The sequence below is a fragment of the Candidatus Aminicenantes bacterium genome (assembly GCA_026393795.1).
Classification (GTDB): domain Bacteria; phylum Acidobacteriota; class Aminicenantia; order UBA2199; family UBA2199; genus UBA2199.
In genome coordinates this window covers 16500-35887 of the sequence record JAPKZL010000002.1, presented here as the reverse complement: position 1 = coordinate 35887, position 19388 = coordinate 16500, and the positions used below count along the sequence as shown (strand labels likewise).

At 48.3% G+C, this 19388-nt stretch carries 18 protein-coding genes and 1 pseudogene; 7 read left to right on the top strand and 12 right to left on the bottom strand.

The genetic code is table 11. From position 1 onward, the window contains the following. A partial coding sequence (locus NTW95_00205) for a hypothetical protein (GenBank protein MCX6555848.1) occupies positions 1-794 on the top strand: 794 nt, incomplete at its 5' end. Between the two features lie 168 nt (positions 795-962). Here NTW95_00205 and NTW95_00200 read toward each other — a convergent pair. Then, positions 963-3179: a glycosyltransferase family 39 protein gene (locus NTW95_00200; protein MCX6555847.1), complete on the bottom strand. Its 2217-nt coding sequence runs from the start codon at positions 3177-3179 to the stop codon at positions 963-965. Positions 3180-3260: 81 nt separating this feature from the next. Between NTW95_00200 and NTW95_00195 the strand changes: the two genes are divergently transcribed. Continuing rightward, complete coding sequence (locus NTW95_00195) at positions 3261-3383, top strand: hypothetical protein (protein ID MCX6555846.1); 123 nt, start codon at positions 3261-3263, stop codon at positions 3381-3383. A gap of 120 nt (positions 3384-3503) precedes the next feature. On the opposite strand, the gene NTW95_00190 is transcribed toward NTW95_00195, so the two are convergent. Both NTW95_00190 and NTW95_00185 read right to left on the bottom strand, forming a co-directional pair. Then, the gene (locus tag NTW95_00190) at positions 3504-5957 is read right to left on the bottom strand and encodes a glycosyltransferase family 39 protein (GenBank protein ID MCX6555845.1); all 2454 of its coding nucleotides are present in this window, start codon (positions 5955-5957) and stop codon (positions 3504-3506) included. A gap of 182 nt (positions 5958-6139) precedes the next feature. Beyond that, a complete protein-coding gene (locus NTW95_00185; GenBank protein MCX6555844.1) occupies positions 6140-6343 on the bottom strand; it encodes a hypothetical protein in 204 nt (67 codons plus the stop codon). Between the two features lie 78 nt (positions 6344-6421). On the opposite strand from NTW95_00185, the gene NTW95_00180 reads away from it, so the two are divergent. Then, a complete protein-coding gene (locus NTW95_00180) occupies positions 6422-8161 on the top strand; it encodes a hypothetical protein (GenBank protein MCX6555843.1) in 1740 nt (579 codons plus the stop codon). Positions 8162-8173: 12 nt separating this feature from the next. Here the strand turns inward: NTW95_00180 and NTW95_00175 are convergent, their stop codons facing one another. From NTW95_00175 to NTW95_00165, 3 genes are all read right to left on the bottom strand, one after another. Beyond that, complete coding sequence (locus NTW95_00175; protein ID MCX6555842.1) at positions 8174-9109, bottom strand: glycosyltransferase; 936 nt, start codon at positions 9107-9109, stop codon at positions 8174-8176. 158 nt (positions 9110-9267) lie between these two features. After that, a complete protein-coding gene (locus NTW95_00170) occupies positions 9268-9981 on the bottom strand; it encodes a class I SAM-dependent methyltransferase (protein MCX6555841.1) in 714 nt (237 codons plus the stop codon). Beyond that, positions 9974-10177 carry a hypothetical protein gene (locus NTW95_00165; protein MCX6555840.1) on the bottom strand — a complete coding sequence of 68 codons (204 nt, stop codon included), beginning with the start codon at positions 10175-10177 and terminating at the stop codon, positions 9974-9976. The genes NTW95_00170 and NTW95_00165 overlap by 8 nt, the downstream gene beginning before the upstream one ends. A 114-nt stretch (positions 10178-10291) precedes the next feature. Between NTW95_00165 and NTW95_00160 the strand changes: the two genes are divergently transcribed. The 4 genes from NTW95_00160 to NTW95_00145 all read left to right on the top strand — a co-directional run bounded on the left by NTW95_00160 (position 10292) and on the right by NTW95_00145 (position 14495). Further along, complete coding sequence (locus NTW95_00160; GenBank protein MCX6555839.1) at positions 10292-12352, top strand: sulfatase; 2061 nt, start codon at positions 10292-10294, stop codon at positions 12350-12352. Between the two features lie 105 nt (positions 12353-12457). Then, positions 12458-13099 carry an outer membrane beta-barrel protein gene (locus NTW95_00155; protein ID MCX6555838.1) on the top strand — a complete coding sequence of 214 codons (642 nt, stop codon included), beginning with the start codon at positions 12458-12460 and terminating at the stop codon, positions 13097-13099. Next, positions 13096-13608, top strand: coding sequence for a nitroreductase family protein (locus NTW95_00150; GenBank protein ID MCX6555837.1), 513 nt, complete (start codon positions 13096-13098; stop codon positions 13606-13608). Before NTW95_00155 ends, NTW95_00150 begins: the two co-directional genes overlap by 4 nt. Further along, a complete protein-coding gene (locus NTW95_00145; GenBank protein MCX6555836.1) occupies positions 13605-14495 on the top strand; it encodes an MBL fold metallo-hydrolase in 891 nt (296 codons plus the stop codon). The genes NTW95_00150 and NTW95_00145 overlap by 4 nt, the downstream gene beginning before the upstream one ends. A gap of 16 nt (positions 14496-14511) precedes the next feature. On the opposite strand, the pseudogene NTW95_00140 reads toward NTW95_00145, so the two are convergent. The 6 genes and pseudogenes from NTW95_00140 to NTW95_00115 all read right to left on the bottom strand — a co-directional run bounded on the left by NTW95_00140 (position 14512) and on the right by NTW95_00115 (position 19236). Next, positions 14512-15982: pseudogene (locus tag NTW95_00140) on the bottom strand (CTP synthase). Beyond that, positions 15975-16703 (bottom strand): 3-deoxy-manno-octulosonate cytidylyltransferase, encoded by a 729-nt coding sequence (gene kdsB, locus NTW95_00135; protein MCX6555835.1) that lies wholly within the window; start codon positions 16701-16703, stop codon positions 15975-15977. The pseudogene NTW95_00140 and the gene kdsB overlap by 8 nt, the downstream one beginning before the upstream one ends. Then, positions 16700-17086: a polymer-forming cytoskeletal protein gene (locus NTW95_00130; protein MCX6555834.1), complete on the bottom strand. Its 387-nt coding sequence runs from the start codon at positions 17084-17086 to the stop codon at positions 16700-16702. The genes kdsB and NTW95_00130 overlap by 4 nt, the downstream gene beginning before the upstream one ends. Then, complete coding sequence (locus NTW95_00125; GenBank protein ID MCX6555833.1) at positions 17079-17921, bottom strand: ParB/RepB/Spo0J family partition protein; 843 nt, start codon at positions 17919-17921, stop codon at positions 17079-17081. Before NTW95_00125 ends, NTW95_00130 begins: the two co-directional genes overlap by 8 nt. Next, positions 17918-18676 carry a ParA family protein gene (locus tag NTW95_00120; protein ID MCX6555832.1) on the bottom strand — a complete coding sequence of 253 codons (759 nt, stop codon included), beginning with the start codon at positions 18674-18676 and terminating at the stop codon, positions 17918-17920. The genes NTW95_00125 and NTW95_00120 overlap by 4 nt, the downstream gene beginning before the upstream one ends. 5 nt (positions 18677-18681) lie before the next feature. Beyond that, entirely contained in the window at positions 18682-19236 is a 555-nt protein-coding gene (locus NTW95_00115; protein ID MCX6555831.1) for a class I SAM-dependent methyltransferase, read from the bottom strand. Positions 19237-19388: the final 152 nt, after the last annotated feature.

Sequence of the window (19388 nt, the reverse complement as noted above, 5' to 3'; positions counted from 1 at the left end):
TAACCAGCAGCAACCAAACTTATCATCCGAGCATCGATTACAGCTCCTCAATCGGAGCCGTTGCCGCCTGGACCGATTTCTCCGTGAGCAGCGACGTGTTCGTCGCTATTTTTGATCCCGACGATTCAGACACGCCCGGCCCCCCTGTGCCTCCGCCTTCGATTCCCATACCCCAGCCCCCGCTCGGAGTCGAAGCCAACTACCTGAACATCCCCTTGACGGCACTGGACTTAAAAAACGAGCTGATCATCAACCGCAATCTGTTCACGGTCCAGTATTTTCGCAAGCTCACCTGGGCATTCGATGGCAGCTGGAACAACTGGGGCATTACCCTCAGCAAGTACCGGGTTTATCGCAAGCTGAAAACATCCGCTGCCTGGGAAACGCTGGCCGAGGTAAACCCAGCGGTGCTGCTCTATATCGACAAAAACGGCGTCACCGGGGAGGATCTTTTCGATTACCAGGTGCGCGGAGTCGACAGCCTCGGGAACGAGTTTTATGCATACAATTGGGTCCGCTGGGCGCCGAACCCCGCCAACGTTGAAAAGAAGATCCCCATCATCGGCTATAACGTCTACCGTAAATTGACCGGCCAGTCCACGGACAGCTATTCATTATGGAAAGTGGTCGACGCCACGACCAATTCCATTGAGGACTACTCGATCGAGATCAGGCAGCAAACCCAGTACGATTACGCGGTGAGCGCGATCAGCGACAAGGGCAAGGAAAGCGTCAAAGCCGAGGCGCTGAAATACGCCAGCTCAACACGCAAGGCCGGAAGACTAAAATTCTAGATCCAATCCCGTTCTCCTGGTTGACATGTTGGACTTTTGCAGGTTTTGAAGATTGAGTTAATATAATGCCTTAGTGGCGGTATTTTTTAATGGAGCAATTGGGAAAACATTGCTTCCTTTGATATGGGTCAACATTCTCAATTCCTCGCTGGTTTCGCCAACAGTACCTTATTGCGACGGATCCCGGGAAATCAGCCCTTGGCGAATGGAGCGAAGGTAATCCGGATAGAGGCGGAGGCGGAGGAGGAGAAGATTCTGTTTCTGAAAATCCCCGGTATTGACCTTCAGGAAAATTCTCTCCTCCGGGTTTTCCAGAAATGTCGCGTAGCGTCCATTGTCGAGTTTCTCCCAGACCAGAGTCCGTGTTTCAAGGCGATTCCCGTAAAAGCAAACTATTTCAAAAGGAGGCGGATCGCTCCCGGGGACCTTCTTTGCAAGGGGTTCGGTTTCTATCTCCCAGCGATACACTCCCCGAGAAAGAACCATCCACTCTGAAGCAAAGGGCAGAATGGAGCGTTCCGGATTCTCCCAAAGTATTACCTCCTGGGTCAAGGTGAGCAGAGAGAGGTCAATCCCTGTCAGGCGGTAGAATTCCCTGACCCAACCGGGAGGCACCTCTGAGGAGAACAGGGGGGGCGGATCCCCCTCAAGAGGACTGGAGATATGAGGTGTTTCTGAAGGAAGAACAAGGGGGCGTTCTTGAACCAGAAGGAAAGCCTTGGGATGTTCATCAGGCAGCTGTATCTCGATTCGATAAAGGGGGGATTTCTGGAAGAAGAGAGGGGGCGGTGCAGGGAAGACGAATTCCGCCATGCCCCGGGAAGCCCTGAGTAGGATTCCCTTGCTGTTGACTTTCACTTTGGCTTCGATTTCTCCCTCAGGACAAAAAAGAGTCACGGACAAAGCCGCCAAGGGTTTGGAGGACAGAATCCATTTCCCGAAGAAGGCACCTTCCAAAGGGAAAAAACCGGGATCCTTTTCATAGGGTTGAAGCGGGAAGAATAGTGTACTCCGCTGGAAAGAAGAGATGAGTCGCGGTAGGGGATAAATCTTGCTGCCGGGAGTATAGGCGAGGATCCTGGGGTGGGGGTGGTACCAAAAAATAATATCACCATCCCATGCGCCGAAGCGTGGTTTTGAGATCTTGTGGAAGGTACGGTACTCCCGCAGCCGGAATCGCAGCTTTTCCTTCAGATCCTTGCTGGGGGAGTGATTCAGGATATGGTCGGCCAGAATCCCGGTAGTGAGGAATGGGAGAGCCGTGGAGCCTTGGAAGAGGCGGAAATCAGGGATGCTATAGATGTCCCAGTATCCACGATCTCCCGCCTCACGGGGAGTGAATGTTTCGCGGCCAAAGGGAAAAGCCGAAGGGATGTGGTCTCTCCGGAAGATCGCGGCCTCATCCAGGGTGGAGGAAGTTTTCCAGAGGTTAAAGAGGGTGAGAGAATCCTTGATATTCCCCAGCGAAAAAAGGAGGGCGAATGAAAAGACCAAGATCGAAAAAATCCGTTGTCGGGAGGGATTCTTCAAAAAAGAGAAGAGATCACGGAAGGCCCCCTTGGCAATAATCAAAGCGACTCCCGTATACAAGGGAAGGATGACGCGGGTTCCATAGTAGTCTGAACTGCCTTGAACAAGAAAATATAAAAAAAGGGAAAGCACTACTATCATTTCCTCTCTGTTTCGTCGCAGGAAAGCAAAAAGGATACCTATAACAAACAAAAGTACGAATATGGGCCCCAGCGTTCGCCAGAGATCGACGACATAATGGCCATAGGTTGAGGAAAACGAACCATAGAAAGTGTATTCCCGGAAATTAAAGAAGGCGAGGCGAGAGGCAAAAAGGAAACTCTTTACGGGGTGGACCATCCAGTTGGGTGCGCCGACCAGAAATCCGAATAGCCCGAAAAGAGGGGAGAGAAGCAGAAGCCGCCAGCAACGCTTGGGAGCCAATTTTCTGCGGACGGCCCATAGAATGACAGGGATGAGCAGAACCTCCACCGCGCCGTTGTACTTGCAGGCGGTGGTCAAGCCGGCGATGAAACAGGCGGCGAGGAAATCCTTTGTTTCCAGGTTTCTGACAAAGCGGAGAGCATAGAAAAGAAGCAGGGCGAAGAAAAGAGCCAGCGGGACATCCGACTTGAAAATGTGGCCGTTTAAAATAAGGTGGGGATGAAACGCCACGATGAGCGCCGCCAGCCAAGCCACCCGTTGATCAAAGAACTCCTGGCCGATCTTCCAAACCACGGCGATATGCAATGTCCCTAAAAGAGCGACCAATATCTGTCCGGTCTTGAAAACGAAGGACTGCGCATAGGGCGAGGCAAGAAAGTCGCCGGCGGAAGCAAAGACGCCCAAAAAGACAAGGAGTTCCCGGTAGAGCAAGGAGAGGAAAAAATTGAGATACATGAACAAGGGCGGATAGCCGGGAAAAGGAAGGGGCATGCCGGGAGGAAGGGGATTAAGGTGCAGTCCCCAGACCATTTGCAGAATTGCATCTTCATCGACGACATGGAACGGATACCAGCCCTGCAAACGCAGGAGAAAGGCGATCAGCAGGAGGAGCGGCAACTGGAAACGTCGGAGTGAAATCGATGAGTTCATTGTGCGCATTTTAGCAAAATGGCGAGAGCGAGTAAAGAATTTCAGACGCCAGAAAACCGCTTTCCTGGAAGTTTCTGTTGTGAAGGGAAAGCGGATAGTTACCCTTTATTTTTTCAGCCAATACGTATTGATATAAGTCAAATAGTCGGGCTCGATACTGAGTTCATCGATCAGGAAATTGCTCGGGCACTGGCCCTCGATGCCGAATTGCACGAACGCCAGTTCGTCAACAGCGATTGGCCGCACGATCCCGGACGCCATTTCCGCCGGTGAAAAATTGAATTCGCCGTTGTCTTCTTTGTTCAAGCCGATGGCATGCCAGGTCAATTTTAGATTTGCCGTCAACGGCTGGGTGGCAACTATTTTTTTGCCTTTGATGCGCAGCAGGTAGCCGCCGGCAACCAGCGGGAAATCATCCAGAACCCTGTCCTGGTTCGATTGCTCAAAATTTGAAAAAAGCCGCTCGGTCTGGATGAAACGGTGCAGGATGGGATCGATGCCCGCAATCCTGTAAACCTCCCGACACCAGCATGGGGCTTCCGAAGCGGAAAAGAGATCGGGAAGCGGGTCGATCTGCGGCCGGTCGAACAGGGCTGCTTCGGGTGCAGGATCAGGCGCAGACGCAAACTCAGGCATACAGACCAGGAAAATAGGCAGCCTGGTCGCGTCCGTGGCCATCTCGACTGAATAAATATAATCATCATGCAGGAACTGGGGACGGATGCGGTCGAAAACGATCCTGCGGATCCGCCGGACCTGCCCGAGCGGGAATTTCTCCTTTTCACCGTTGACCGTGACAAAAAGCTGTTTGCTGACCCCATTGGGCAAGATGTAAAAAACAATGCGCGAGAACGGCCGCGTGGAATAGATTTTTTTTGTCCAGATATCCCTGGCGATTTTTCCCGCTAGCGCTGATTTCTCGAAATTCTGCAGCGGCAAGTAGCAGGTATCGCTGGCAAGCTCGCTGGGCGGCAGGCTGAAAACGGAAGGCAGGTGCGGCAAAGGGCGGTCAAGGTTCAAATCTTTCACCCAGGAGGGTTTTTTATACCAAAAAGTAATGTCATCGTCAAAAGAAGAAAAGCGCGGCTTGTGAATGCGTTCGATTGGAGTGTAGTATGTCAGATAGCGCTTCAGTTTGTGTTTGATGGGAGAGTTTCCGGTTTCCTCGAGTATGTAGTGCGTAAAAAGTCCGGTACACAGGAAACGCATGGCATTTGGCCCTTTGAACCACTGTCTCGGCACGGAGGTGAGATCGGAGAATCCCATGTCACCGCTGAACCCGGGGGTCAGGTTTTCCCGGGCCAAGGTATATCCGAAAGGAATATGGCGGAAGCGGTAATCGATCGCCTGGTCATAGGTGGAAGCGGTCCCTAGAAGGTTGAAGCGGCGGATGTTCTGCAGGGCGCCACTTGCGGCAAAGATCGCCAACAAGGCCCAGGCAACAAATCGATATGCCGCAGCCAAGTTCTTGAATTTGCGCAGCAACCGCGGCAGAGCATCAAACATGCCGCTGGCGATGAGCAAAGCGGCTGCCGGCAGCAGCGGCAACACCATGCGCACGCCGAAATAGGAGGTATTGCCCAAGATGGCGACATAGACGATGATGTAGGCCGCGATGATCATGTCCGTGCGTCGGCGGTTGAAAATGATGGCCAAAAGCCCGATCAGCAGGAAGGCGCAGAGGATCGGCCCAAAGCTCTCCAGGAACGTTTTGCTAAAAGCGGAGTAAGCCAGCTTTTTGTCGTTGTAAAAATGAAAGCTGGAATAATGATAGGTGACAAAGCGGTAAGCTTCCGCAAGGTTCAGGAAAGGATGGACTATCCAATTTGGAGCGCCGGCAAAAAACCCGAGTGCCATGGCTGCCGGCGCCATGAACAATGGTTTCCAGAGCGGCTGGCGGTTGCGGCGGCAGGTGATCAGGAATACAGGCAGCAGGAAAAAAAGTTCCACCGCTGCATTGTACTTGGCGGCCACCGCCAGTCCGAAAAACAAAGATGAAAAAAAGAGCCATCGCCAGTGCGCTTCGCGGTCGTGTTGTAACGCATAATAAAGGCTGGCGCAGAGCAACAGGGCCATCATGGTGTCTGGTTTGAAGATATGGCTGTCGAAAACCAGTAAAGAGTTGACGGCCATCAACAATGCGGCGGCCCAGGCCGTTGTGCGGTTGAAAAACTCGCGGCCCAGGCGCCAGGACAGTGCCACCAGAGCCGTTCCCGTTAAAGCCGAAATGATCCTGCCGGCCTTGAGGACGAAATCGAAGCCCTGGTTGGAATAAACGAATTGAGAAGGAAATTGAATGACGCCGAAAAAAAGGAGGAGCTTCTGGCAGACGAAGGAGATCAGAAAATTGAGATATAAAAAAAACGGCGGAAAACCGGGATAGCCCGGATAGGTGCCATTGGGGAAAGGATTGTCATAGAGGTGGAACGTCATGTTCAGCAGCGCGGCTTCATCGGGGACGGCAATGCGGTTCCACTGCTGCAGTCGCATAGCCAAAGCAAAGACCAGAAGCAGCAACAGGGCTAGAGTATCGATTGGTTTGCGTTTATCGGCGGGCATTGAATATTTATAGCACAGGAAGATCGATCGTGTCCACTGCAATTGAAGCCGTTGGCAAACGAGCTCGTTTATGTTACCCTTGAGCGATGGCGCTGGAAATTAAAAAATATCGCGCGGAAACTGGAATAATTTTCTCCTATTTCATGGTATCCCTGCTGATTCTCTTTCCCCTTTTACCCCATCTATTCAGCCAGCTGCCCTTTGCCTCCAATGGCGATATTCGCCTCAGTATAACAATCCTGTTTTCCAATCTGAAAAAATTCTCCCAAGGCGATTTCCTTAATATTTTCCAACTTCCCATCCTCTTTCCCTTGTCCCATACTTTGACGGCAGGAGTCAACCTTTTCGGCCAAACCGTGCTGGTCCTGCCGTTCTACCTCGTTCATATCAGGAATATGTATATCATTTACAATTTCCTGGTCTTTTTTGCATACATCGCGGCCGGATATTGCTCATATCGCTTTGTGCGCGAATGGGTCCCGGAGCGCTGGATCGCCTGGATCGCCGGGGCCCTCTATATCCTCCTGCCTTTCCGGGTGCATAACATCCCCCAATTGAACCTGCTGTTCAGCTTTCCCATCCCGCTTACTCTCCTGTTTTTTTCACGATTTTTAAAAAACAACCGGACCAACGATCTCTTTTTCTTTTTTTTCTCGCTGTTTTTCCAGTTTCTATTCGACCTCTCTTTGGGCCTTTTTCTGGGAATTGCCCTGGGGATCTTTTTTCTGATTCGACAGATTCTATTCGGTCTCCTGCCCCGGCGCTCCTGGCTGCTGCTTATTGCCGCTTCGCTCCTTTTCGTCATTTCCGTCGCGCTCGTTTTTCTCCCTTACCTGAGCCCAAAAACCTCCTTTTCCTCTGTCGACGAAGTCGAATCTATCTCGGTCAATTCGTTCAGTACCCCGCTGAGTTTTTACAGCAATTGGTCCTATGTGCTTCTTTTTTTCAAACGGATTTTCTGGAATCAATCCCCGCGCTGCCCGGGAATCAGCCTGTTTATTTTTTTCCTTCTTGCCTTTGTACCTTACTTGGCAAACCGTCTGCAAAAAACCATTGCCCTGATTTGCTCTGTTTTCCTGATCGTACCGGCCTTGGCCCTGCCAATCGTTTACAACCAATTGTCTTTCGTCATACTGGACCGGATTTGCAGCTGGACACTCCTGCTGTTTATCCTGAGCCTGTCTCTCCTCTTGATCCTGATCCGCAAAAAAATTCCCAAAGAACTTCTCATGCTCACAAGCACCTGGATGGTTTTGCAGTTTTATTCCAGCCAGATCAGTTTGCCTTTTTTCAACCTATTTCAGGGCCTGGCCCGGCTCTTTCCGGCCCTTCTCCGCAGCCGCGGCATTCGTACGGAATATATCCTGTTATTGCTCTTTTTTACGATTTCCGCTTTTGGATTCTCCTATTTTTTCAAACATTTCAAAGAAAAAAAAATCATCCTGGCACTTGTGCTGTTGCTGGTCTTCGCCGAACGTATCCGCTGGCCGGTACATCCGGAAAGGTTGGATGACGACCGACCGCTCTACCGGAAATTCTATCAACCGCTGGCGCTCTATCCGGATCATTTCGGCTTGTTGGAGCTTCCTTTTTATCCGCAAAATTCGAACCATTACCCCCTGTTTACCCCCTACCACGACAAACACACCTATCACGGGCACATCTTTTACCTGCGCGATTATTACGAATTGAATGACGCTCCGCAACTTCAAGCACAAACCGGGTTTTCCGGCCTGGGCGATCCGCAATTCATCCAGATGTTGAAGACAAAGGGGATTCGCCTGATTCTCCTCTTCAAAAACAAGATATGCATTGATCCAAATCAAGGTCAAAAAAACTGGTATGCGTTGCAAAATCAGATCCGAAAAGGCGAAAGCCAGGGATTGTTCGAAAAAGTCGAAAAAACCCCCAACGGAATCCTCCTGGTTCTATCCGAACGGGAACAGGGGGCAAAAATTCTTTATTTCCTCCCTTATTATTCTCTAAGAGGCAAAAAAAACCTTGTCTGCACTTTCAACGCCAACAGGGAAACGGCGGTGGAATTTCTTTTCAATGAAAAACCGGTCAGCAACCAGCGGCTGCGGCCAGAAAGCCAAAACAATATCGTGATCAATCTCCAAAACCTGCCCCTGGCTTGGCAATTCAATTATCTGGAAATAGACTCTGGCCCCTCCTTGGAATTGCTCAAGGTAAGGATCGAGTAAAAAAGAAAATAATTATTCCCCTTCAATATCGCGGATCCGCTCGATAAAAAAGCGAGGACGTTTTTTTACCTCTTCAAAGAGGATGATCAGATATTCGCCGATAATGGCGATCATGAAAAACATCAGGCCGAATGAGATCAGGGTTAAAAGGGTCATGGTACTCAGGCCGACCACGATCCTGCCGGTGAATTTGTTGTAAAGGATGAGGAGCGCATAAAAAAACGAGAAAATCCAGTAGCCCAGGGCGATGAAAAAATTGATGCGCAGGATGTGGGAAAAGGAGATGATGCTCCTCATGCCCAGCAAAAAGAGTTTTTTAAAGGTGAAGGTGGAGCTGTCGCTTTCTCCTGGTTTGAACACCACTTCCACCGAAGCCATCCCCAGCCAGCGCACCAGGTTGCGGACAACGATGCCATTCTCCTGCATGAGCAGCAACCGGTCCCTGACCGCTCGCGAAAAGAGCATGAAATCGGAGGAACCCTTTTTCAGTTCGCGAATCCCTAATTTTCGCGCAATGAAAAAAAACATGGCGGTAAGGGAACGCCTCAACCAATGATACGGCTCCTGCTCCTTGACCGCGTAGACGACTTCAGCTTTTGTTTCTTCAATCCGGTGGTACATGTCGGGAACCAGGGAGAACGGCGTTTGCCCGTCGGCATCGACGATCGCATAAAAATCGGCTTCCATTTCCTGGATGCCAGCAAACACGGCGCTATCCTTGCCAAAATTACGGTCGAAACGAATCAATTTCGCTTTAATTTTTTCCTTAAACAATTTTTTTTCAAATAATCCAAAGGTATCATCCCGCGAACCATCATCGATCAAGACAAGAATGATCTGGACTTCCGATGCCGATAAGCCGGATTGGATGCTGCGCATGCCGGCGATAACGGTTTCCACCCGTTGGCTTTCATTCAATGCGGGAATAAGCACGGCAAGTCGTTTCATATTGCTTCCCAGGCGTTCATTCCCCATACAAACACAAACATCAGGAAAAATCTCATGAAGCGATTATAATCAATCCAAGCTTCAAGGTCAAATCCGTTTTTTAGTCTCCCCGACTTCAACTTTCGAAGGATAATAACGATAAAAAGCAGGTCTAACAACTATATCCTGAATGAACGGGCAATTTCTATCCTTGGTCCCTTGCATTCATAGAAGCGGTAAAAGGCAAGTAATTTACTTATTCCAAATACAGAACATGTGACTGCCTTATAAAAATAATTCAGAACCTCTTCAATTTCTTCGGCAGTATTAACATGCTCATATTTCATAATCACCCCATAATCAAGCTTGTACTTAATTTTAAATTCAATTCCTGTGAACAGTTTCGTACCCATCGTCCACAAAATTGTGCCTTCATTGGGGATGGCAACACGTAATGAGCCGCCTTTCTTTAAAAGCAGGCAGGTTTTTGCGACAACAGCGGGCAGATTTGTTATATGTTCAAAGGTGGCTATTGAAATAATTCTCTCATAATTGTTATCAGTCGATACGTCTTCAATATCGTTATAAATTTTTCTTACTTTAGAGAGATGTGGAGATCCCGCATACAGTTCAGGCATGGGTTCAACTATGTCATAAGGCGTCGTGTTTTCATAATTGAATTGATTGAGCGTTCCTGCCCCTATTTCCAAAGTTGAAACATTTTTGGATTTGCCTACATCGGCAGCGGTTTGCTTGTGAAGCCAGCGCTCCATTTTCATTGAAAACGATGTTGCGGTAGTCTTTCCTTCCCGGTTGCTTTTAATATGGCTATTGTAAATTAAAATATATTCAGGAGGCAGTGGGTTTCTCTGTTTCGGAAATTTCTCAAACATGGAATTTTTTGCCCTTGATCTTATCATCGAATCGCCTGATCATTAAAGCAGGTTTAATAAGGTTTGTACCCAGCGGAACACGTTTGGGTGGAATCATTTCCTGCATGATGGTATTTTGAGGATAATCATCTGCAAAGTCAATCAAGGAAATGAGATCAATGGAATATGAATCGAATGATAATTTTTCGTCCGACATTTCAATTTTGGTTTTAGCAAATACAGGACCGTATAGGTTGCAGATTTTCCAGCCCTATGCTATTATAAATTATGTTACTCCCGCAAGAATTCCCTTCGCTTAAGGTTTTTAAATATGAAAGCCAAAAGACTGATTGAAAGATTTTTTTTATTCGCCATTCTGACTGTCTTGACGTTGAGCACCGGTTGCAAGGCAAACGCAAAAGAACGGATCGACCTCCTTAAACAGTCCCAATATTGGCTCAATTGGGAGGGGGAGCAGACGAATTACGCGACTCCGGCCAACATTTGGCGGGGATTTGACGCCAATGAAGACTTTCTCACTCCCCGGACCCTAAATCCAACCATCGCATTTAATCTGAAAAAAACTGCTGCCCGGGAATTTGTGCACATTGTTTATAACTGCGCCGATCTTAGGACGATCCAAGTTTTCGTCAACGACCAGTTGGCGGCCATTCTCCCCGCATCGCCAAAATTTTCGCGCTACTCGTTTTCCTGCACCGAATTGCGCTCGGGATTCAACCAGATACGTTTTGTTCTGCCCAGTAAAAAATTCCGCTTGCGCGCTCTTTATCTGCAAAAAAAAGGGACCCGCTTTGCCGACCGGAATATTCGCAAGCTTGTGGAAGGGGAACGGTTCGAGATTTACCTGTTGCCTGGACACATCGAGTTTGAATTCCAGGGCCAAGCTTCCTTGAAAGCTCATTCCTTCAAAATCGTTGCTGACCGTGATTTGTCCGCCCCTTTTTCCCAAATTCTGCCCGTATCGGAGAAAAAGACTGTTTATTCATACAGTTCAGCAACACCTTTCGTGGCCAGCATCAGTTGCCTCAAGGGAAAGGCCAACATCCTTAACCTTTGGTACAGTGCCGAAAAAACGGAAAAAAAGGAACCTATTGTTGCAGAAACCACCGCGCACATCGATAAGAATAAAATAAAAGATATTTTTATTTTTCTTATCGACGCCTGCCAAGCCGGTCACTTGGGGTTGTACGGCTACAGCCGGGGAACAGCCCCGCGCATCTCCGAATTTGCCAAGGACAGCCTTGTATTCAAACAGGCTTTCACCAATGCCAGCTATACACCCGGATCGGTCGGAACGATCTTTACCGGACTCTATCCCAATCACCACCAGATATTGGGCATCCTGGATATTCTGGACAAAAACATACTGACACTTCCCCAATTTTTGAAGCGGACCGGTTACAGCACCTCTGTTTTTACAGCCAATGCCCACATATCCAACCGTTCCGGGTTCGTTCGCGGCGTCGACTACTACAAGCAGTTCCTGCAGGAGTACCGATTCGGCCAAAGTTACAAAATGGTGGAAGCCTTTACGGACTGGGTCCGGGCCAGCCCGATCCCCAGCTTCGCCTACCTGCATTTCATGGAACCGCACTTCCCCATTGTTCCGCCCCCGCCTTTTCTTAACCAGTATAAAAAAATTATCCACCAAAAAAAGGACCTGGTCATTCGCCACATTACCCGGGATGGCAGATTCTACTCGCCAGAAGAAGTGCAGGATGTTATAGACGACTATGATTCCACGATTAATTATGTGGATTCGTTGTTCGGACAAACCATCGATTACCTGAAAAAAATCAACCGCTACGATGGCAGCCTGATCATACTCGTGTCAGATCACGGCGAGGGGTGTTATGAGCATGGGGCTTGGGGCCACGGCTACGACGTTTATCCCGAAATCACCCGGGTGCCCCTGGTCATCAAATTTCCCGCAGCATGCGGACTGAAAGGGGAAATTGGCTCGCCGACACAATTGGGAGCCATTTTTCCCACTATTTATAAAATATTGACCGGACAAGATGGTCCATTCGATATTAAAAGCCTTACTCCAATCCTCAACAACCGTCAGTATAAGGTCGGAGGCATGGTCGTGACTCAGGGATTTAAAGATGAACAGATCTATGCCATCGCTTGGAACGGTTGGTACTACATTAACTCCCTCAAGCGCAATTGGGAGGATCTCTTTAAATTGGGCGACAAGCCATCCCGTTCGCAAATCCAAGCGCAGCCCGATTTGACAAGTTTCTTGCGCTTGCGCTTCCTGGGATGGTTGCGTTTGATCCAGACGAAAACCACCGAAGCAGCCAGGGCGGACCTCAGATCCCTGAGCCAAAAAGAACTTGAGCATTTCAAGTCTTTGGGTTATTTGTAAATTTGTATTTCTGGACAAATTTTTCAGTATTTTCATTACAAGCAATTCTTACCCAGAAATAAGCCAGTAATTCATGAATTGAACCAATCAAACTCGTTGAAAAACATGGATCATTATGCTATTCTCAGAAATATGTATAGAAAACTCTCAGTTGTGCTTTTTCTATTTATATTTGCCCGAACAATACAAGCCGGCGAGGTCAAGGCTTTGGTTGGCATGAATTCCAGCAAATATCTTTTTACTGCCGCGGCCAGTTCCTTGAACAGTCAGCAGAAAACAGGAGTGCGTTTTGGCCTGGGCTGGGCGTTCAACCTTGTCCCAAAAATCAAATTGGAGCTCAATGCCTTGTACAGCCAAGGGGGAGCTAAAGCTTCCATCGCCTTTGCGCCAAACCAATCTCTCTCAGGATTTTATAGAAATACCTCATTGGCTTTGCCGATTTTTTTAAAATACCAATTTAAAACCAAAGCCACACCATACATCGCCTTGGGACCCGAATTTGTCTTTCTCCTATCCCACCATTTTCTCCTTCCCGACGGTGAAAATGACTATAACTTGAGCGACAGTACAAAAAAGTTCATTCTGGCTGTCACCGCCATGCTCGGCTACGAGCTGCCGTTTGGCGAATGGAGCTTGACCGTTGAGATTCGCTACAGCCGTTGGTTGAACAATTTTTTGATCGATCCCGAAACCGAGGCAAGAAGCGAGTCGTTCGCTTTGCTACTCGGAGGGGCTTATCATCTATGAAAATCATAGAAGAGATAGTGGAGCGGCGGTCGATTCGCGAGTACAGCACCAAAACTGTCGAAGCGGAGAAAATCGCCCGCATACTTGAGGCAGCCAGGCTGGCGCCAACGGCGCGCAATCAACAGGAATGGAAATTGCTTTTAGTGAAAAATCCCGATATTAAAGAACAATTGGTTGAGGCTGCCGCTCCCCATCAGCAATTTCTGAAAGGAGCGCCGATCATTATCGCTGCCTGCGCCTTGAATCCTGTCTATGTGATGCGCTGCGGCCATCCGGCTTTTCTGATCGACCTGGCTATCGTTTTGGAGCATGTTGCCTTGCAGGCCGTTCGCGAAGGCCTGGGAACATGCTGGATCGGTTCGTTCGATGAAAACAAGGCCAAGGCGGTTCTGGGCATACCGCCAGAGGTGCGCATCGTCGAACTGATGAGTCTGGGATATCCCAAAAAGGTGCCGTTGGCCAGTAAGCGAAAAAAAATAGAGGATTTGACCGGCTGGGATAGATGGTGAAAATAAAAAAAGTCGAGGAAATTGCCGCGAATGTGTTCGTGATCAACGATTCGATGTTTCCCATTTATGTCATTCGCGGACAAAAAAAAATAATGGTCGATGCCAGTATCCTGGCCAAAGGGGATGAAATAGAAAGGAATTTGGCCGAGATTATGGGAAATGACAAAGTCGATACCCTTTTACTTACCCATTCCCATTACGACCACACCGGGGCGTGCGCCTACCTGCAGGCAAAACAGCATTTTAACATCATCGCCTCGCAGCGCACGATGGAAATTTTGCAGAATCCAAAGGCGATCGAATTTATAGATAAATTGAACCAGGAATTCAAGCGTCTCCTCAACCAGGACAACGCGCTGCGAGTTACCATGCCAGAAAACATAAGCGCTGTCCATGAAGGGGACGCAATCCCGGTTGGCGAGAACCGATGGTTGCAAGTTTACGAAACCCCGGGTCATACCCGCTGCTCGATTTCATTTTTATTGCTGCCCGAAAACATTCTTTTCCCCGGCGATGCCGCTGGAGTCATGGAGAAAAACGGCCTTGTCAAACCGCTTTTTTTGTCCGGCTTCAGCCCGTACATCGGCTCGCTGGAAAAAATAAGCCGGCTGAACCCCGAAATACTGGCCCTGCCGCACAACCGGATAATCAGAGGCCGGAAGAACGTGAAGGATTTTTTCGACCGTTCGCAGCAGGAAACGGTGAAGCTGAAGGAAACCATCTCCAGGGAATTGCAAGCCAGCTCCGATTTTGCCGCCATAGGTGAAAAACTACTTGACCTGGAATATCCCCTGCCGACCATCGCCGGCCCCAGGGAAGCGCTATTGATCAATCTGACCGCCATGGTCAAAGTGATCTTTCACGAGTTTATAAAAAAAATCGAATAATACCGATAACAGTCAATTATTTCGATTTATCAGACTTGTTTTTCTTTGCAGCTTTAATGAAGGCAACGAACAAAGGATGCGGTTGCAAAGGTTTTGATTTGAATTCGGGGTGAAACTGGCAACCGAAAAACCAGGGGTGGGCTGGAATTTCAATCATTTCTACCAGGTTCCGCTCAATGTTTTTCCCGCCAACTTTCATGCCGTGCTTCTCAATTTGATTTTCATAAACGGGATTGAATTCGTAACGATGACGATGTCTTTCATGGATGACCGTCTTCTTGTAGATCGAAAATGCCAAAGACCATTTTTTCAGTTGACAGGAATAGGAGCCCAAGCGCATGTTGTGCCCCATCTCTTCAATATTGCTGAGCTCCTTAAGTTTCAAAAATATCCTCTGGCTGGTGCGGGGATTGAATTCGGTGGAGTGGGCGTCTTTTAAACCGAGCGCATGCCTGGTTGAAAACATCAGCCGGTTTTTCGGCTAAGAGCCTGTCGGCTTCCACCATGTGTAATTTCACCCTGACGCGGTTGGCTGCGCCGGCATGAAATAAGGCTTCAAAAAGGCTTTTATAGGAATCGGCGTGGCTGACATACTTTCCCACGATGCTGATGGTGATTTCCGGGGCAACTCTTTTTATCTGTTTAACCCACTTCGTCCATTGCGAAAACTCCTCTTTGCGTTTCCGCAACCCCAGTTTTTTCAGGATGATCTCCCCGAGTCCCTGGGTTTTAAAAATCAGGGGAATTTCGTAAATCGTCTCGGCATCGATGGCGCTGAAAATCGCTTCAACTTTAAGATTGGTGAAAAGAGCGATCTTTTTCCTGATTTCCAAATTCAGGGGAATTTCGGCCCGGCACAACAAGATATCGGGCTGAATGCCTATTTCCTGCAACAATTTGACACTGTGCTGGGTAGGTTTTGTCTTGAGTTCGCCGGCCGTTTTAATAAAGGGAACCAGGGTCAAGTGGACGAAAATAACCCTGTCTTCTTCAAGCTCCAGACTGATTTGGCGAATCGCTTCAAGAAAAGGCAGGCTTTCAATGTCGCCCACCGTGCCGCCGATTTCAACTAAAACTACATCGGCATCGCCATCAATACCGAAAATGGCCGACTTGATTTCATCGGTGACATGGGGAATGACTTGAACTGTTTTGCCCAGGAAATCGCCTCTACGCTCTTTTTGAATCACGCTCTCATAAATCCGCCCGGCGGTCCAGTTGCTTTTTTGGGAGGTGACCGTACTGGTAAAGCGCTCATAATGACCGAGATCCAAATCGGTTTCCGCCCCGTCATCGGTTACAAACACTTCTCCATGCTGAAAGGGGCTCATCGTGCCCGGATCGACATTCAGGTAGGGGTCCAATTTTAAAAGGCTGATTTTGAAACCGTACGATTCAAGGATATTACCGATGGAAGCGGCGGCGATCCCCTTGCCCAAAGAAGATAAAACGCCTCCAGTTACAAAAATATACCTGGTTTTAGACATGGCCTCTCCTTAAAATCGCGGTCACCTTGTCTATGTCGGCGGGGACGTCAACGCCATGGGATTCGTATTCGGTAAGAACAATGGTTATGTTCAGCCCCAAATGCAAAAAGCGAAGTTGTTCGAGTTTTTCGGTTTTTTCCAAAGGTGAAATTTCTCCTTCCATGTAGGCTTTGAGCGCTTCGCGCGTATACCCATAAATCCCGATATGCTGGAAAAATCCCTTGAAAAGGTCTTTCTCGCAATACGGAACAGGCGAACGAGAAAAGTATATGGCTTGATGGTCGGCAGCTAATACAACCTTGACTATATTTTTTGAAAGAAAATCCTGGTAAGAAATATTAAAACGGGCCGCGCTGACTACGGGAAGAGTTTTTTTGCTTAAAGCATCATAAATCTGAAAAATCAGTTTTTCCGATATGAGCGGTTCATCGCCCTGAATGTTGACCGCGGCGTCGCAGTCACTTTGCGCCAATACCGCCCAGACGCGCTCGCTGCCGGAATTGATCTTCTCATCGGTCATCCTGGCAATACCGCCAAAGGCGATGACCTCGTCGAGTATCCGTTGATCGTCGGTGGCCACGATTATTTCCGAGAAGCAATTGGCCTTTTCCACCTGGCGATAAACCCTCTCTATCATGGTTTTACCTGCGATTTGCGCTAAAGGCTTGCCGGGAAAGCGGGTCGATTGAAAACGGGAGGGAATTACCGCCGCTATTTTCATTTCACCCCTTTGTCGTCGCTTCCCCTGTTTTGGCTCTCCAAGGCTTTCATCTCCATCTGGCACGATCCCTGAAAGAAAGCCCCTTCTTCGATGGTCAGTTTCGGAGTGCTCACGGTTCCAATTACTCGCCCCTTGGAAAATATTTCTATTCTTTCCTTTGCCTTGATGTTGCCCTTCAAGCGCCCGTTGATGGTCAGGCTGTCCACTTCGATATCGGCTTCCACCTCGGCGGTTTCGCCGATAATCAATCCTTTGCCGGAAAGGATTTTCCCCTTGAAAACACCGTCAATTCTGAAACTTTCCTTGAATTTTATATCACCGATGATTTCGGAATCATGATCAATAAATCCACTGATCTTGGTAACCGGTTCGACCTTATTCATTTTTTTTCTCCTTGCTCAAAATCGAAAACAAACGCTCAAATTCAGCCAGAGAATTGAAAAAAATCTCGATTTTTCCTTTCCCGGTTTTAGCATAGGCCAACTTCACCTTGCTCGCCAAATACTGGGTCAGTTTGTTCTCCATTTTCATAATATCCGGATCGGGGTCGGATTTTTCGGGTAAAACGTAATAATTCTTCACCAACATTTCAACCTGGCGGACAGAAAGATTCTTTCTGATTATGCGGTTCGCTGCCTCCAGCATGTCGCTGCTGCTTTTTAATGTCAGCAAAGCGCGGGCGTGCCCCTGATCGAGCTTTTCATTGACCACGTATTCTTTAATCTTTGCCGGCAACTTCAGCAGCCTTAAAAAATTGCTCACCGTGGCACGATTCATCCCCAGCTTACCGGCGATTTCATGTTGTCCTTCCCCGCTCTGGGCGATTAGCGCTTCGATCCCTTCGGCGATTTCGATGGCATTCAATTCTTCCCTTTGAATGTTCTCGATCAAGGCTTCAGCCATAACGTCATCTTCAGAAAATTCTTTGACCAGTGCCGGTACTTTTTCCCATTTCAGCAACTGCGCTGCCCGCCAACGCCTTTCGCCAACGACAAGAAAATACTTGCCTTCGCGCTTGAACACGACCAGCGGCTGAATGATCCCCATCTCCCTCATCGATTCGGCCAGTTCCCGAAGCGCATCCTCGCGAAAATTTTTTCGCGGCTGGAAAGGATTGGGATAGATATTGTCGACTGCGATATCGAAAAGTTTTTTTTCGCCGATTGGTTCGTTGGAAATTATGGCCGCGATCCCCTTGCCCAAGACATTTCGTTTCATTTTTTCATCATCTCCTTGGCTAAGGACATATAGGCCCGGGTTCCCGCCGATTTGATATCGTATACCTGGATAGGCTTGCCGAAACTGGGCGCTTCGGAAAGACGAATATTGCGCGGAATTATCGTTTCATAAACTTTGGTCTTGAAAAATTTCCTCAACTCGTCCTCAATCTGTTTGGAGAGGTTGGTGCGTTCGTCATACATGGTCAAAAGCACACCCTTGATATCAAGGACGGGGTTGAAATGCTCCTTGATGCGGTTGATCGTATTCATCAAATCGGACAACCCCTCCAGCGCATAGTATTCGGCCTGGATCGGGATCAACACGTTGTGGGCCGCGGTCAGGGCGTTGATGGTCAGCAACCCCAAGGAAGGGGGCAGGTCGATAAACAAATAGTCGTATTCGCTCTCCAGTTCCGCAAGCACATTTTTCAGATACAAATGATTGTTGTCCTCAGAAACAATCTCCAGCTCAAACTTGGCCAGGTTCCGCGAAGCCGGGACGATTTTGAGATATTTAAGTTCGGTCGGCACCATCGACTCGCGGATGCTGTTTTCACCGACCAAAATCGAATAGATGTCTTTTTTGTTTGCGTTCTTATCCATGCCGATTCCGGTGGTGGCATTGGCTTGGGGATCAAGATCGATCAGCAAAACCCGCTTTTCGGCAATAGCCAGAGCTGCCGACAGATTGATCGCAGTGGTGGTTTTTCCCACCCCACCCTTCTGATTGGCAACCGCTATAATTTCACCCATACCTTTTACGTTTCACGTGAAACATTCTCCATTTTAAAAATTATCAGATTGTTCCTTGAGGGGATATTATAGCTGTTTTGCTCGATATTTGCCATCCTTTTTTGAATATTATTAATTTTCAAAGGAGATGTGATCAGTACCAACTCCTTGACGTTTTGCCTGTATACAAATTCAGCCAAAACGTCAAGCCTGGGAAAACCCCTGGAAATTAGTGAGCCGGCTGTCTTTTTTTGCCGCTGCATGTACTCCTGGATCGCCCCCGCCCAGACCGACACGTTTTTCAAAGCCAGTTCTTCGACGACCAGATTGAGAAATCTTGCTTTTTTTTGCACTGTCTCCGAAAGAACTATTTTTTTTTCTGGGAATGCCAAAGCTAGGGGAATGCCCAGCAACCCCCCGCCGCTGCCCGCATCGATGACAAAAGGGGTCGAAATATGCTCTTTCAGCAGCAGCGATTCGGAAATAAGCGCACCCACCGTTTCCCGGGTCGACTTTTTTGAGACCAGATTCACCTTTTCATTGTACGCCAACAAGAAATCCACGTATGCGGCGAGTCTCATAAAAAGAAAGCCCCCCTACAAAAAAAATCCAGTCAACGATTGTTTCACGTGAAACAAATCTGTTCGAGCCGGGGATTCACAGCCGGTCCTTGACAAAGACAAAATATACTGCGGAAAGGAGCCAAACAGTTAAAACGAAAGGAGTATATTTT

Coding starts and splice junctions, on each gene's coding strand:
- kdsB (MCX6555835.1), bottom strand. CDS start 16,703: ATGAAAATAGCGGCGGTAATTCCCTCCCGTTTTCAATCGACCCGCTTT.
- NTW95_00160 (MCX6555839.1), top strand. CDS start 10,292: ATGAAAGCCAAAAGACTGATTGAAAGATTTTTTTTATTCGCCATTCTG.
- NTW95_00185 (MCX6555844.1), bottom strand. CDS start 6,343: ATGAACGAGGTAGAACGGCAGGACCAGCACGGTTTGGCCGAAAAGGTT.
- NTW95_00125 (MCX6555833.1), bottom strand. CDS start 17,921: ATGAAACGAAATGTCTTGGGCAAGGGGATCGCGGCCATAATTTCCAAC.
- NTW95_00175 (MCX6555842.1), bottom strand. CDS start 9,109: ATGAAACGACTTGCCGTGCTTATTCCCGCATTGAATGAAAGCCAACGG.
- NTW95_00170 (MCX6555841.1), bottom strand. CDS start 9,981: ATGTTTGAGAAATTTCCGAAACAGAGAAACCCACTGCCTCCTGAATAT.
- NTW95_00155 (MCX6555838.1), top strand. CDS start 12,458: ATGGATCATTATGCTATTCTCAGAAATATGTATAGAAAACTCTCAGTT.
- NTW95_00120 (MCX6555832.1), bottom strand. CDS start 18,676: ATGGGTGAAATTATAGCGGTTGCCAATCAGAAGGGTGGGGTGGGAAAA.
- NTW95_00165 (MCX6555840.1), bottom strand. CDS start 10,177: ATGTCGGACGAAAAATTATCATTCGATTCATATTCCATTGATCTCATT.
- NTW95_00190 (MCX6555845.1), bottom strand. CDS start 5,957: ATGCCCGCCGATAAACGCAAACCAATCGATACTCTAGCCCTGTTGCTG.
- NTW95_00115 (MCX6555831.1), bottom strand. CDS start 19,236: ATGAGACTCGCCGCATACGTGGATTTCTTGTTGGCGTACAATGAAAAG.
- NTW95_00150 (MCX6555837.1), top strand. CDS start 13,096: ATGAAAATCATAGAAGAGATAGTGGAGCGGCGGTCGATTCGCGAGTAC.
- NTW95_00130 (MCX6555834.1), bottom strand. CDS start 17,086: ATGAATAAGGTCGAACCGGTTACCAAGATCAGTGGATTTATTGATCAT.